Here is a 14,840-nt window from a genome sequence, read left to right as displayed (position 1 = left end):
GTCCCCTCTCACTCCGTCTCGGCGGCGGCCGGCAAGGTCGACCAGCGCAGCAGTGCCGCGGCGGTGGAGTCGCCCCGAAGCTCGCCGTGCGACACGACCACCACCCGGGCGTCGGTGAGGGTGGCGGCCCTGGCCAGGGCGTCCGCGGCGGCGACCTCGCCGAGCTCGCCGGCGCCGAGGGCATCCGCCGACGAGGCGGCGACCCACGGTTCCCGGTCGAGCGCGATCAGGGTGGTCCCGGACAGGCCGGCCGGGTCGAGGATGAGCACCTCCACCTGGCCCTGCTGGAGCGAGCGCACCACCGCGGCGAAGTCGATCTCGGCCAGCCCCTCGCCCCGCCCGGACTCCAGGCGTTCGAGGGCGTCGTATTCGTCCTGGGCGAGAATCGACGCGAGGTGCCGGTCGAGGTCTTCTTCCAGTTCACGGGTCGTCGCGCCGCCCGGCCGGGTGTTCGTCGGCACCACGGCGAGGATGTCCCTGGTCGCGGGGGCAAGCTGGGCGACGAGGAGCTGGCGGGCGCGCACGTCCCCGGTCACGACCAGGAGTTCCGCGCCGCTGTCGCGCACGATTTCGTCGATGGCGTCCGCCACCTGGCCCTCGTTGCGCTTCCAGATCTCCTCGGTGTCGCGCTGGTAGCGCGAGTTGGACAGGAAGCCGACCTGCACCTTGGTGATGTACTCGGTGTCGCCCTGCACGTCTTCCTCAGCCACCGGGTCGGCCTGGCTCAGCCGGAACAGCCGGATCTCGCCGCCGTCACGACCGACCTCGGCGACTACGTAGCTCAGGTCCCGGGGGCGCTGGGTGAACAGCGGGATCAGGCTGGGAACGGGGCCGTAGGATGCCATCAACTCGCCCAGGGGCTCCCCCGGCAGCACCTCGTTGAACTCGACCTTGCCGTCGCGCACGATCATCAGCCGGCTGACCTTGCCGGGAATGCCCGGCGGTTCCTCGACCAGTTCGACGATCGTGTCCGCGTCACCGGACGGCGCTCCCGCGGCGGCCAACGACTCGCGCAGGGTGCGGTGCCGGATGGTCGACGTGCGACGCGGATCCTCGCCGGTCTGGGTGACATCCACGTAGACCGTCGAGACCGAACCGGGCCGGCGATACAGCTCCGCCAGCCCCTCATTTCCGAAGTCAGCCATGGTCGGAGTCCCTTCTCACGATGTGTACCTATTCGCCACGCTAGCCTGCGGCCGGAGGGTCCACAACCCTGCCGGAAGGCCTTGTTCGGGCCCCGGCGGAGGGCTCAGATCGCGGTCTGCTGGTGGGCGGCGACGCACCAGCCGCCGTCGGCGAAGACGTAGGTCGTGGCCGCGTTCACCTCGGTCGTGGTCTCTCCGCGGTGGGCGACGAGGCGATAGACGAGGATGCCGGCGTGGTCGTTGATCCGGATCACGGCGGGCTCGCGCAGCTGGTAGCTGTCGACCGGGGCGGCGGCCGCGAACGCCGCCATCACCTGGTCCCGGGTGATGACCCACCCGGGCAGGATCAGGAGCGCATCCCTGGTCATCGTGCGGCGGTAATACTCTCCGCCTCGGCCGGCGAGGATCGCCTGCCAGCCCTCCTGCTCCTCGTGGAGCAGTCGGGCGGGCAGATCGTCAGTGATCTCAGTCATGACCCCACGCTAGCCCCTATCCGCGGCGGATGCCTCGCCTCTTTCGGGCGACCAGGAGCAGCATCGCGCCGAGGAGCAGCACGAGGATCGCGAAGGCGATCAGCAGGCCGACCGGAAGGTCGACGCCCGTGTGGGCGAGTGCCTTGAGCACCACCGCGGTGTCACTGCCCGGCAGGACCACGGCGGCCGGATCCTGGTAGAGGCTCCGCACCGTGGCCGTGTTCACGACCTGCGGGAATGCCGCGGCCAGCACCGAGGTGGTCAGCGTCACCGTGCGGGTCGCGCCGATCGCGAGCGGCCCGTCGAAGGTGCAGGTGACGGTGGATCCGGCGGTGGCGCAGGTGACGTCCTGGCCGGCGCTGCTCGCGAAAGCCAGGCCGGACGGGAGCCGGTCGACGATCGTGAACCCGCCCGGGTCGGCCGTGACTCCGACGTTCGACACCGAGATGAGGTAGTCGAGGGTGCCGCCGACCCTGGCCTGGCCGAGGTGCTTCTTGGTGACCGCGAGGGTGACCAGCGGGGCCACCGCCAGCGGGTCGGTGGCCGTGTTGTCGTCCGGGTTCGGATCCGGGGTGGCGGAGGAGACGACGGCGACGTTGTCGACGGTCGGGTAGGCTCCGGCGCCCACGAGGGCGTTGACCGACAGGGCCGGTGCGGTGGCGGTGGCGCCGAGGTCGCCGGCCAGGGCGCAGGTGACCTGCGTGACGCCGGTGCCGGCATCCGGATCTGCCGCGGCGCAGGTCCAGGCCGGGTCGCTGCCGGCGGCGCCCGCGAAGGTCAGCCCCTTCGGCAGGGAGTCGACGACGCTGACCCCGGCCGCGGTGGACGGACCCGCGTTGGTGACGACCAGGCTGAACGCGGTGGCGGTGCCGATGGCGCCCGCGCCGACGTGCGACTTGGCGAGGCGCAGGTCCGCGCTGCGGGCGAACGTGACGTCGGCCGGGTCGGTGTTGTTGTCCAGGTTGGTCTCGCTCGTCGGCGTTGCCGCTGTGGCGGTGTTCGTCAGCGTGACCAGGCCGAGCGCGGGATCTGTGCTCGTCGAGATCCTCAGCGCGGTGGCGGTGCCGCCGGCCGGGAGGCCGACCGCGCCGTCGCCGAGCGTGCAGGTGACGGGCTGGTCGGCGTCGGCCGGAACGGCATCGGCGAGACAGGTCCAGCCGGGCGTGTTCGCCTGGAAACGGATGCCGACCGGCAGCGTGTCCACGATCGTGATCGGCCCCACGGCGTCGGAGAGGCCCGCGTTGGTGAGCGCGAGATCGAAGTCGACCGCGTCGCCGGCGTTCGGCGTGGTGAGCGGCGCCGTCTTGGCCAGCACGAGGTCTGCCACGGCCGTCACCGTCACGGGAACGGAGTCCGTGTCGGTGTGCGGTCCCGGGCGGCTGTCGGTCCAGGCCAGGTCGGCGGTGTTGGTGGCCACCGTGCCGTCGGGGAGGGCCGGGGACACCGCGGCGGTGACGGTGATGACGGAGGTGGTGACCCCGAGGGTCGGCCGGGTGCAGCTCACGGTGGCGAGCGTGCAGGTCCAGTCGGCGCCCTCGATCGCCGTGGCGGTGAAGCCGGCCGGGAGGGTGTCGGTGACGCTCAGGGCATCCGCGTCGGACGGACCGGCGTTGGTCACCGTCAGCGTGTAGACGATCGACCCGCCGGCGACGACGGTGGCGGCGTCGGGCGTGATCGTCTTGACGATGGTGACGTCGGCCCGGTCGGTGACGTCGGTGGGGTCGCTGGCGGTGTTCGGGTTCGGGTCGGTCGCGGGTTCGGGCAGGACACCGGCGACGTCGGCGACGTTGGTGAAGGTGGCCGGGCCGGCGGCGGCCGGGATCGCCACGACCACCGTGATGGCGGAGGCGGTGTCCCCGGCGGCGAGGATGCCGGTGCTGGTGCAGGTCAGGTCCTGGCCGACCGGCAGGTCGCAGCTCCACTCGGCGCCGCCGTCGGCCGACTGCGCGATGAGGCCCGCGGGGACGTGGTCGGTGACGACGGTGCCGACGGGGGCGTCGGACGGACCGTGGTTGGTGACCGAGAGGGTGTAGGTCACGTCGGTGCCGGCCGTGACGGGCCCGGCCGGGTGGGACTTGACGATGCCGAGGTCGGATTCGCCGGTGAGGGCGGTGCTCGTGTCGTCGGTGACCGACGGGGCGTTGTCGGCGGAGACCGTGGCCGCGTTGACGACGTCACCGGTCAGGCTGCTGGGAACCAGCACGGTCACGTCGATCGTCTGGGCGGCGGAGACGCCGGGCGCGAGCGTGCCGGTCAGGGCGCAGCCGATGGTCGACGGGGCTGTGGCCGTCTCCGTGCAGGTCCAGGTTCCGGGGCCCGCCGCGCTCTGGCCCACGAAGGTGAGCCCGTTCGGGAGCGCGTCGGTGATATGCACGTTGCGGGCGTTCGCCAGGCCGGTGTTGGTGACGAGGAAACGGTAGGTTGCCTCGGCGCCCGGCACGAGTTTCGCGTCCACGAGGGTCTTCTCGATCGCCAGGCTGGTGCCGGTGCCGACCGGGGTGGTCGGTCCGGAGGTGTTGTTGGACGGCTTCGGGTCGGGGGTGGTGCCGGTGACGGTGGCCGAGTTGGTGAGGCTGCCGGTGAAGCCCGAGTCGACCAGCGCGGTGACCGTGATGCGGGACGTGGCGCCGAGGGCAAGGTCGGTGGCCGTGCTGCAGCTCAGCGGGGTCACCGAGGTGTCACAGGTCCAGCCGGCTCCGGTGGCGGTGACGCCCGAGATGTTGCCGGGCAGCGTGTCGGTCACCTCGAGCGGCGCCACCGACAGCGAGGGGCCGTCGTTGGTGACGTCGATCGTCCAGGTGGCGACCTCCCCGGCGGCGAAGACGCCCTGGGCCGCCTTGACGATGCGGAGATCAGCACTGGTGGTCACGCTGAGGGCGCTGGTGCTGGTGTTGTTCCCGGTGGCCGGGTCGAACGTGAGTCCGGCGACGGTGGCCGAGTTGGTCACCGTGCTGCCGAATGCCACATCGGCGGCGACCCGGACGGCCACGCTGATGGCCGGCCAGGCGCTGCCGGGCGCCAGGGTTTCGCCGGCGTTCGTCCGGTCGCAGGTGAAGGCGCCCGTGCCGGCGTCCGGCACGGAGCAGCTCCAGCCGGTGCCGGAGGCCAGGGAGACGACCAGGCCGGCCGGGAGCGGCTGCGCCGGGGTGTCGGTGACCCGGAAGTTGCGGCCGCCGACGTTGCCGACTGCGGTGTCCGGTCCGAGGTTGGACACGGTGATCGTCCAGGCGTCGGCCGTCGTCGTTCCGGCGACGAGCACAGTTCCGGCCGCCTTGACGATGCGCAGGTCGGCGGAGTCGAGGTGCGCCGCCGCGGTGACCGGGGCGGCCGTGTAGGGGGTCGGGCCGCCGCGGCCGGTGGCTCCGGTCGCATCCGTCGTCGACGCGGACAGGGTGTTGATGTGGGCGGTGAGCGAACCGGCGCCGGGGGTCGTGGTGGCGGCCGCGGTGGGCTGCGCCGAGTAGCGGATCACGATGCCGGTGCCGGGTGCGACGGTGGTGAATGCCGGCCAGACCAGGGTCTGCACGCCGCCGGCCGTCGTGACGGTCGGGTCGGCGAGGGGGGCAGCGGCGGCGCCGTTGATGGAGGCGGTGCCGGTTCCGGCGACGTAGATCCAGTTGGCCGGGAGGACATCCGTCGGGGTGACCGTGGCGGCGGTTCCTCTGCCGGTGTTCTGCAGGGTGAGGGTCCAGCCGAACGGGGTGTCCAGGTAGGCCGTCGTGCCGCTGGCCACCGTTTTGGCGAGGGTGATGAACGGGAAGTCGGGCGTCACGGAGGCCGTGGCGGTCGGCGGGTTGATGGTGTACTCACGGCCGCCGCTGGAAAGCGACGAGTAGGTGGGGATGCGCACGGTGTTCACGAGCGGGCCGGTGCCGAGGGTGCTCGACGCGGCGAGTTTCGCGTCGTACGTCAGAACCACGGACGCGTTCTTTGCGATGCTCGCGACCGACCAGGTGATGGTGTTGCCGGAGAGCACGCCGCCGCCCGAGATGTTCGTGATGCTCGACAGGTCGATACCGGTGGGGATGGTGTCGACGATGCTCACGGCGAAGGCGGTGCTCGTGGTGGCGGTGTTCGCGTTGCGGGCGGTGACCGTGTAGGTGAAGGCCTGGCCGGGCTCGGGCGTGGTGTTGGAGACGCTCTTGGTGATGCCGAGTCTGGGCTCGATGACCGTGATGTCGACCGTGCCGGGGGTGCCGGTGCGGTCGAACGGGGACGCCGCGGTGGCCGGGGAGGCCTTGGCGGAGTCGTTCCAGGCGAGGACGGCGGTGTTGGTGAGCACCTTTCCGGCGATGTTGGCGACGGCCGAGGTGACCGTTCCGGTGAAGGAGACGGTGACGGTGCGGTTCTCAGGCTTGGCGGTCACGCTGCCCAGCAGCCAGCCGATCTTCTGGCCGGAGGGTGCCAGGGTGAAGGTCGGCGAGTTCGGGAGGTCGGCGGAACAGTCGAGCAGTGAGGCGGTCTGGCAGGTCACGGTGGCGGTCGACGCGTCGGCGGTCAGGCCGGCCGGGAGGGTGTCGACGATGGTCGCGTTGTAGAAATTGACGTTCTTCGGGAGGACGACCTTGACGGTGTAGCCGACGTTGCCGCCGATCGTTGCGATGGCCGGGGCGACCGTCTTGACGGTCGTGGCACCCTCGACCGAGACGACGGCGGATGCCCCCGCGGTCACGATGCGCTCGACGGCGGCGTTGTTCGCGGCGTTGGCGGACAGGGTCGAGCCGGTGACGGAGGCGGTGTTCGTGTAGCTGACGAGGCCGGCGGAGGCCGGGTCGACCTGGGCGGAGTAGGTGAGCTGGGTCGTCGCCGGGTTGAGCAGCGCCCCCGTGCCGGGCAGCACCCAGGCCAGCCGGGTGGTGCCGACAGCGCAGCCGTTGCCGGCGACACCGGTGCCGGCCGCGCTCGAGGTGACGGTGCCGACCGGTGCGGTGAGGAAGCTGCCGAAAATGAGGCCGGCGGGCAGGCAGTCGGTGACGACGGAGTCGTAGGCGGCCGGACGGCCGGCCGTGTTGCCCGCGGTCAGGGTGAACACCACGCTGTCGCCGCCCTGCGCGGTCGGCTTGTCGACGACCTTGGCGAGGGTGGGCAGCGGGGTCACCACGGCGATGGCTTTGGTCGCCGTGCGCGGGGTCACCGCGGTGCCGCCCAGGGTGACGTTGCTGGCGAAGGTGGCCGTGTTGGTGAGGGTGCCGGAGGCCAGGGTGACGCCGACGAGCACGCCGGGCAGGGTCACGGTGAAGACCTGGGCGGCTGCTGTCGTGTTGTCGTAGGTCGCCGGGAAGGTCAGCGCGCCGGTGGTCGTGTCCAGGACGAATCCGACGGGGAGGGCCCCGCCATCGAGGGCTGCCGTGGCGGTCGCCCCGGTCGTGGTCTGGCCGGCCGGAAGGGCGTCGGAGAGCACGCCGTTGAAGACGGTGGTGCGGGCCGGGACCGTGACGGAGAAGGTGTAGTCGACGAGCTCACCCGCGACCGCCTGACCGGCGGTGTTGCCGGTCTCGTTGATGCGGCTGATGCCGGTCTTGCCGGTGACGGCGTCAGCGAGGCGCACCTGGGCGTTGTCGTTGGCCGGGGCGGCGTTGCCGTCGGTGTCGTGGGCCGGGTTGAGCGAGCCCTTCGGGAAGTAGGCGTTGTCGGTGGCGTTGGTGGTCGGCGCGGTGAACGCGACGACGGATGCCGTATTGACGAAGATCCGGGACACGCTCAAGCCGACGGGCATTGTCACGCTGTAGGCCAGTGTGGCGACGGTGAACGCGGACAGCGGCCCGGCAATGGTCCAGACGATCACGCTGCGTCCACTGGGTGCGGCCGAGTTGGCCGGGTAGCCTGCGTCACCCGGGTTGAGGCAGACGCCGCCCGCGGTGATGCCGGTGACGGTCCAGGTGGCACAGTCGTAGCCGGCCGGGAGGGCATCCCAGACGACGACGTCCTCGACGTCGAAGAGGTTTGACGGGGCCCCGCTCACGTCGACGGAGTAGCTGACGACGTCGCCCTCCTTGACCACGGCGTTGTCATTCGGGGCCGCGGGGGCGGTGCCGTTGACACTGGCGATGCTCTTGGCGAGCAGGACCGCCGGCGTCGGGGCGACCCTGTAGTCGACCTGGTCGCGCAGGGCGAGCACGCCGCCGTCGGTCGTCTCCTGGCGGTATTTCATCAGGTTGGCGGTGATGTCGACGCCTGTTCCGGCGGAGCGCGAGACGATGACGGCGCTCACGTACAGGGTGAGCGTCGCACCCTTGGGCACGAAGAGGTCAGCGCCGCCCTCGGAGGTGCCGAGGTTCCAGGACGCGGGGAGCGGGTCGGCGACCAGGGGCGTCGCGGACTGGGTGCCGGCGACCGGGGTGACTGCGACCGTGCTTCCGGCGGCGAGGACGAAGGAGTCGTAGCGGGTGCCCACCGGCACGAAGTCGGTGATCTGGGCGTTGCGGGTCCTGGCCCCGGTGGAGAACGTGACGGTGAGTTCGAAGCAGACCTTGTCGCCGACCTGGTAGGCCGGTGTCTGGGGTTCCTCGACGTAGTTGCCCGGCGCGGCCTCGCACGCCACCGGGGTGGCCCCGGGGGTCGGGCGCTCCAGCACCTTCTTGCTGATTTCCGGTCCGTCCGAGCCCAGTCCGGCGGAGGAGTCATCGGTGACCGCCTTGACGGCCAGGTCCCCGGGGGTGAGCCCGGTGGTGGTTCCGGCGATGGTGACCGTGTTGAGGAAGGAGTCCCCGGCGGCAGTCGGGACGCCCGCCCCGGTGCCGGTTGTGCTCGTGCCCTGGTAGGAGGCGTTCATGTAGGCGCTGTACCTGATGATCACGCTGTCGTCATGGGCGATCGCGTTGGGGGTGGGCGTCATCGTGACGGTGAACGTGCCATCACTGTTGGCGACGGCGCCGGTCACGGTCGCATTGGTGACGATGCCGTCGCCGGGGCAGCCCGCGCTGCGGGTGAAGAGCACGGAGGCAGGCAGGATGGGGCAGAGGCCGTTGGGGATGGTGTCGACGATGGTCATGGCGCTGTCGTCGGTGTACTCGCCGGCGCGAACCAGCAGGGAGAAGTCGGCGATGTCACCGGCGGTGAACACGCTGGTGCCGGACTTGACGATGGAGAGGTCCATGGCCTTCACGGTGACGGAGTCGCTGGACGAGGTGGCGGCATCCGCCGGGGTGGCGACCTTGCCGGTGTACGTGCCGGAGGCCGTTGCGGTGTTCGTCAGCGACTGGCCGGCGGCGGCGGCGTCTTCCTGGCGGGTGGATGCGCCGGTGTTGTTGTCGAGGTTCGCACCCTGGAGCAGGGACGCGACGCCGGGGGTGCCGGCGGGCCAGGCGAGGGTGTTGGCCCGGAGCGGGATCCCGGCGGCGTAGGTGATGGTGCGGGTGGCGCCGGCGGCGAGCGCGCCGAGGTTCCAGGTGACCTTGGTGAAGACCTGGCCGGCGAAACCGGGGCGGTCGTTCACCGTGTCGATGCTGACCGGGGTCGCACAGGTGGCGACTTCGCCGCCGGTGAGGGTTGCGCGCACGGGCCCGGAGCCCGGGTATTCCACGGCGGCGCTGTTGTCGGTCGCTCCGCAGCCGAGGAACTCGAGTCCGGCGGGCAGGTAGTCGACGAGGACGACGCCATCGGTGGGGGCGATGCCGGTGTTGCGGGTGGCGATCGTGTAGACCCTGCCCTCGTTGTGCACGCCCCGCATGAGCTCATGCTCGGGGCTCGGTTCGCTCTTGGTCACCTTGATCGCGGCGACCCTGGTGGCCTGCGGGCTGACGGCATCCGAGGCGGCGAAGCTGCCGGCGACGACGATGCCGGTGTCCTTGTCGAACCTGGCGAGCAGGCGCGGGTTTGTCTGGGCGTAGACGGCGGCGGCGCCCGGGATGGGAGAACCGACCGGGTAGACGTCGGCATCCGGCTTGATCCCGAAGCTGAAACCGGGGGTGGTGCCGTGAGGGAGGTCGGCGAGGTTCGTCCAGATCAGCACCTGGTGGGTGAGCGCGGGCGGCCCGGCCGAGTCGGTGATGACCACGATGGTGGGGTCGGGCAGGGCGGGCACGGTGGCGCTCTTCGCGCTGCCCGCGACGTAGGCCACCCCGGTCGGGAGCTCGTAGCGGAAGGCCAGGTTGTAGTAGTCGGCGGTCGACCCGCTCGGTCCGCTGGCGGTGAGGGTGACGGTCGCGTCCTCGCCGGCGAGGATGGTGCCGGTCGAGGTGGCGGAAAGTGAGATCAGCGCGTCGGCGCTGGCCGGGGCGACGACCACGCCGAGGGTCAGGCCGACGGCGACGAGCAGGCCGGCCAGCACGCCGGCGGTGATGCGGATGTGCGCGCGGGCCGGGGCGAGGAAACCGCCTCCGAAGAGCACCTGTCGCTTCTGGTGGCGCGGGCGGGGGCGGGGCTGTGGCACGGGAGACTCCAGGGGCATGGCGCATCGGACAAATCGATGCACACGCCCCTCGGTTCACGTGCCCCGAGAATTTGCCCCCCGGACAAACATCTTCTGAGAATCTATCGTTTCCGGTTCCGGGAAAGCCAGATCCGGGCGCCCCCAATGCTGGGGGCAGCCGAGGCGAGGCTCAGAACCGGTGCTGGAGCACCCAGTCGTGCATGGTCACGGCGGCCGCGGCCGAGGCGTTGATCGACCGGGTCGAGCCGAACTGGCTGATCTCCACGACGGCGTCGGCGGCGGCGATCGCCTCCTCGGAAAGGCCGGGGCCCTCCTGCCCGAAGAGCAGCACGCAGCGCTCCGGGAAGCGGAAGGTTTCAATGATGACGCTGCCCGGCACGTTGTCGATCGCGATGATCGGCAGCTCCTCGCCGGCGGCCCAGGCGACGAAGGCCGCGACATCCGGGTGGTGCAGCACATGCTGGTAGCGGTCGGTGACCATCGCGCCGCGCTTGTTCCAGCGCTTCCGGCCGATGATGTGCACGGTGTCGGCGGCGAACGCGTTGGCGCTGCGCACGATCGAACCGATGTTCATGTCGTGCTGCCAGTTCTCGATGGCGACGTGGAACGGATGCCGCTTCTCGTCCAGGTCGGCCACGATCGCCGCCATCGACCAGTACCGGTACCGGTCGATCACGTTGCGGGTGTCGCCGTGCTCGAGCAGCTCCGGGTCGTAGAAGGACTCCTCGGGGAGATCGCCCGGCCAGGGGCCGACGCCATGGGTCGAGAGCTCGGGCGTCGGGTTGAGCGATTCAGTCACCCTGCAACCGTATCCCGGCCCGGCCGGCTCCCTGCCCGACTCCCCTCGTCGTCGAGATCTGCCGTTTCGGTCGAAACCGACCGGCGCGCGGGTCGGTCTCGACCGAAAGAGGCGATCTAGGGGGACGACGGGGAGCCGCCGCGAGGCTATGATTTCGGTATGCCTAAATCTGGGACGACGCAGGTGCCGGTCCGCGCGCAACCGGCCACCATCGCATCCACTCGCCTGCTCTGGCTGCTCGGGCCGGCCCTCGTGGCGGGCGTGGCCTACCTCGACCCCGGCAATGTCGCGAGCAACATGACGGCCGGGGCGCGCTTCGGCTACCTGCTGGTCTGGGTGGTCATCGCCGGCAACCTGATGGCCTGGCTGATCCAGTACCTCTCGGCGAAACTCGGGATCGTCACCGGCTCGAGCCTGCCGGAGATCCTCGGGGCGCGGCTGCGGCGGCCGCTCGGGCGGAGGCTGTACTGGATGCAGGCCGAACTGGTGGCGATGGCCACCGACCTGGCCGAGATCATCGGCGGCGCGGTCGCCCTCTACCTCCTGTTCGGCCTCCCCCTGCTGGCCGGCGGGATCATCACGGGCGTCATCTCGATGCTCGTGCTCACGGTGCAGACCCGCCGCGGTCCGCGCAGCTTCGAAAAGGTCGTGCTGGCGCTGCTCCTGATCATCGCCGTCGGCTTCACCGCCGGCGTCTTCTTCGCCCCGCCGGATGCCGCCGGGGTCGCGGGCGGGCTGGTGCCCCGCTTCGAGGGTGCCAACTCCGTGCTCCTCGCCGCGTCGATCCTGGGCGCCACGATCATGCCGCACGCCATCTACGCCCACTCGGCCCTGGCCAGGGACCGGTTCCCCGACATCGTCGGGTCGACGGCGACTCGCCGGCTGCTCTGGGCGACCAGGTGGGATGTCTCGATCGCCATGGCGATCGCCGGCACCGTGAACCTGGCCCTGCTCCTGCTCGCCGCGTCCGCCCTGCAGGGCGCGCCCGGAACGGACAGCCTGCCCGGCGCCTACGCCGCCCTGCAGGCCAGCCTCGGCCCTCTCGTCGCGACCTTGTTCGCGGTGGGGCTGCTCGCATCCGGGCTCGCGTCGACGTCGGTCGGCGCGTATGCCGGCGCGGAGATCATGCACGGCCTGCTCCACATCCGCGTTCCCCTGCTGCTGCGCCGCCTGGTCACGCTCATCCCCGCCCTGCTCATCCTCGGGCTGGGCTTCGACCCGACCCTCGCCCTCGTGCTCAGCCAGGTGGTGCTCTCCTTCGGCATCCCGTTCGCTCTGATCCCCCTGATCTGGCTGACCTCCCGCCGGGACGTTCTCGGCGATTACACGAACCGGTGGTTCACCACCGCCGCCGGTATCGTCGCCGCCGTGCTGCTCGTCGCCCTGAATGTGGTGCTGCTCGTGCTGATCTTCACCGGCGCCTGAGGCCGGGATCCGGATGACCAGGCGACCCACGGCAGTGTCCACCCCCGCGGTGGAGGACTACCTCAAGACCATCTACGCGCACACCGAATGGCAGCCGGAGCCGATCACCCCCTCGGTGCTCGCCTCGCGCCTCGGCGTGGCGCCGTCATCCGTCACCGAGATGGTGAAGAAGCTCGCCGCGGCGGGGCTGATCACGCATGTGCCGTACGGGCCGCTCCGGCTCACCCGGTCGGGTTTCCTCGGCGCAAGCGCGGTGGTGCGCCGGCACCGCCTGGTCGAAACCTGGCTCGTGCGCGAGATGGGCTACGACTGGGACCAGGTGCACGACGAGGCGGAGGTGCTCGAGCACGCGCTCTCCGACCGGCTGCTCGAAGCGATCGACGAGCGGCTCGGCCGACCGGGCGCCGACCCGCACGGCGACCTGATCCCCGCCGCCGACGGCAGCCTGGTGCGCGTGCCCGCGATCCTGCTGGCGGATGCCGCGCCCGGCCACGCGGGGACGGTGCTGCGGATCAGCGACCGCGACCCGGGAATCCTGCGCGATCTCGCCGCCGAGTCGATCGGGCCGGGCAGCACCCTGACCGTGCTCGAGGCGGGCGCGGTGCGCCTGCCGGGCGGGCGCATCCGCCCGTTGCACCCCGATGCCGCCGCGTCGATCTGGCTGACGCTGTAACCGCCCGGAAACCCGCCCCGGCTAGGCTTGGGTCGACCCTGAGGAGCGCCCAATGACACGCCGCGACGAGATCGAATGCTGGCTCACCGACATGGACGGTGTGCTCGTACACGAGAACAGCCCGCTGCCCGGCGCGGCCGAACTGATCCAGAACTGGACCGACGCCGGAACGCCGTTCCTGGTGCTCACCAACAACTCCATCTTCACCCCGCGAGACCTGAGCGCCCGCCTCCGCGCGTCCGGCCTGATCGTGCCGGAAGAGCGGATCTGGACCTCCGCCCTCGCCACCGCCGACTTCCTCAAGTCGCAGGCGCCGGGTGGCACCGCCTTCGTGATCGGCGAGGTGGGCCTGACGACCGCGCTGCACGAGGCCGGCTTCATCATGACCGAGACGAACCCCGACTATGTCGTCGTCGGGGAGACCCGCAACTACTCGTTCGAGGCGATCACCAAGGCGATCCGTCTGCTGCTGGCCGGTGCCCGCTTCATCGCGACCAACCCGGATGCGACCGGCCCCAGCGCCGACGGCCCGATGCCCGCGACGGGCGCGATCGCCGCCCTCATCTCGAAGGCGACCGGGATGGAGCCGTATGTCGTCGGCAAGCCCAACCCGATGATGTTCCGCTCGGCGATGAACAAGATCGGCGCGCACTCGGAGAACACGGCCATGATCGGCGACCGGATGGACACCGACATCGTCGCCGGGATCGAGGCCGGGCTGCACACGATCCTTGTGATGACCGGCATCAGCGACGAGGCCGAGGTGCGCCGCTACCCGTTCCGCCCCGACGAGATCATCTCGGGTGTGCACGAGCTCGTCGCCCGCGAACCGTTGCTGTCGGACGAGATCTAACGCTGACGGGCCTCGACAGCTGACGCGCCTCGACAGCCGGCGTTCCTCGTCAGCCGGCGGGGGCCGGTCCGGGGCCGGCGACGCTCGTGGAGAGCGGCTCGCCGCCTGACCGGTTGACGAAGCAGTAGTAGTAGTGCGGGCCCTTCGCCCACTGTTCAGCGGTGACCGGGTAGCTGCCCTGCACCTGCACGTCGGCGAACTCGGCGGCCGCGGGCAGGTCGATCACGCCGGTCGCGCTGCAGAGCAGGTTGATCTGCGAGGCCAGGGCTTCCTCACCGGGGAACGCGGCGGCGGCATCCCCGGGGAAGGTGCCCCGGTAGACCAGCTGGGCGGCGTGCGGGGCGGCGCAGTCGGCGACGGTGAAGTCTTCCTCCCACGGCGACACGTACGGCTGCAGGCATTCGCCGCCGAAGAGGGTGTTCCACTTGTGCACGCCGACCGGCTGGGGGCCGGTGGGCTCCGGGGCGGCCGTGGGGGGCGGCGTGGCGGTCGGGGTCGCGGCCGCGCTGGACGTGGCCACGGCGGCCGGGGCGATGCCGCCGACGAGTTGGCGGCCGAGGAAGAAGAGGCCGACCAGCACGATCACGGCGAGCAGTGCGCCGGCGATCCAGACCAGCCGGGGAGGCAGCCCGCCGAACACGCCCGGGCGTGCTGGCGACCGGCCGCCGGGTCCGCGGCGGCGACCGGGGGCGTCCGGGCCGACCGGGCCGGCAGCGCCGGCGGATGCCGCGGGTCCGGCCGGAATGGCCACGGTGGGTGCCGCGTTCGGTGCCGGCGTCGGCGGCTGGTCCGTCCCGGCCGCCTCTGCCAGCCTGCGGGCCTGGCGGGTCTCGGGCAGGATCGCTTCGGGCTCGGCGACTGCGCGAGTCGTCAGGTCGGGCGGGGTCCCGTGCGGCTCGGCCGCGTCGGGCGGGGTCGCATCGGGCTGGGCCGCCATGGCAATGGTCGGCGCGGGCTCGATGAGCGGCGCGGGAATCGCCGGGGTCTCGGGGGCCGGGGTCTCGGCCTCCAGCGGAGCGGGGGCGGCGGCGCGCGCCCGGAACCGCCGAAGCGCGGGGGTGGGGGCAGGCGCGGGGATCGGCAGCGGGGGCGGGGTCGCGG

7 protein-coding genes and 1 pseudogene are annotated in these 14,840 nt (G+C 71.5%); 3 read left to right on the top strand and 5 right to left on the bottom strand.

What is annotated here, in order from left to right:
• Positions 1-8: 8 nt before the first annotated feature.
• The 4 genes from E3O32_RS09575 to E3O32_RS09560 form a co-directional block, all read right to left on the bottom strand.
• The gene (locus tag E3O32_RS09575; protein WP_134508945.1) at positions 9-1,145 is read right to left on the bottom strand and encodes a baeRF2 domain-containing protein; all 1,137 of its coding nucleotides are present in this window, start codon (positions 1,143-1,145) and stop codon (positions 9-11) included.
• A gap of 104 nt (positions 1,146-1,249) precedes the next feature.
• On the bottom strand, positions 1,250-1,618 hold the full coding sequence (locus tag E3O32_RS09570; protein ID WP_134508943.1) for a DUF4440 domain-containing protein: 369 nt from the start codon (positions 1,616-1,618) through the stop codon (positions 1,250-1,252).
• 16 nt (positions 1,619-1,634) lie between these two features.
• Positions 1,635-9,989, bottom strand: coding sequence for an isopeptide-forming domain-containing fimbrial protein (locus tag E3O32_RS17715; protein ID WP_166790817.1), 8,355 nt, complete (start codon positions 9,987-9,989; stop codon positions 1,635-1,637).
• 169 nt (positions 9,990-10,158) lie between these two features.
• A complete protein-coding gene (locus E3O32_RS09560) occupies positions 10,159-10,788 on the bottom strand; it encodes an RNA methyltransferase (protein ID WP_134508939.1) in 630 nt (209 codons plus the stop codon).
• Between the two features lie 159 nt (positions 10,789-10,947).
• Between E3O32_RS09560 and E3O32_RS09555 the strand changes: the two genes are divergently transcribed.
• The 3 genes from E3O32_RS09555 to E3O32_RS09545 are packed head-to-tail and all read left to right on the top strand — an operon-like array spanning position 10,948 to position 13,739.
• A complete protein-coding gene (locus E3O32_RS09555; RefSeq protein WP_134508937.1) occupies positions 10,948-12,213 on the top strand; it encodes an Nramp family divalent metal transporter in 1,266 nt (421 codons plus the stop codon).
• Between the two features lie 13 nt (positions 12,214-12,226).
• On the top strand, positions 12,227-12,886 hold the full coding sequence (locus E3O32_RS09550) for a metal-dependent transcriptional regulator (protein WP_166790816.1): 660 nt from the start codon (positions 12,227-12,229) through the stop codon (positions 12,884-12,886).
• Positions 12,887-12,938: 52 nt separating this feature from the next.
• A complete protein-coding gene (locus E3O32_RS09545; protein WP_134508935.1) occupies positions 12,939-13,739 on the top strand; it encodes an HAD-IIA family hydrolase in 801 nt (266 codons plus the stop codon).
• Between the two features lie 49 nt (positions 13,740-13,788).
• Here E3O32_RS09545 and E3O32_RS17255 read toward each other — a convergent pair.
• A pseudogene (locus tag E3O32_RS17255) lies at positions 13,789-14,840 on the bottom strand (hypothetical protein); the annotation flags it as partial.

It is taken from the genome of Cryobacterium mannosilyticum, assembly GCF_004402705.1.
Taxonomy (GTDB): Bacteria; Actinomycetota; Actinomycetes; order Actinomycetales; family Microbacteriaceae; genus Cryobacterium; species Cryobacterium mannosilyticum.
The sequence above is the reverse complement of the archived record's forward strand: the minus strand, read 5'-3'. Positions and strand labels throughout refer to the sequence as shown.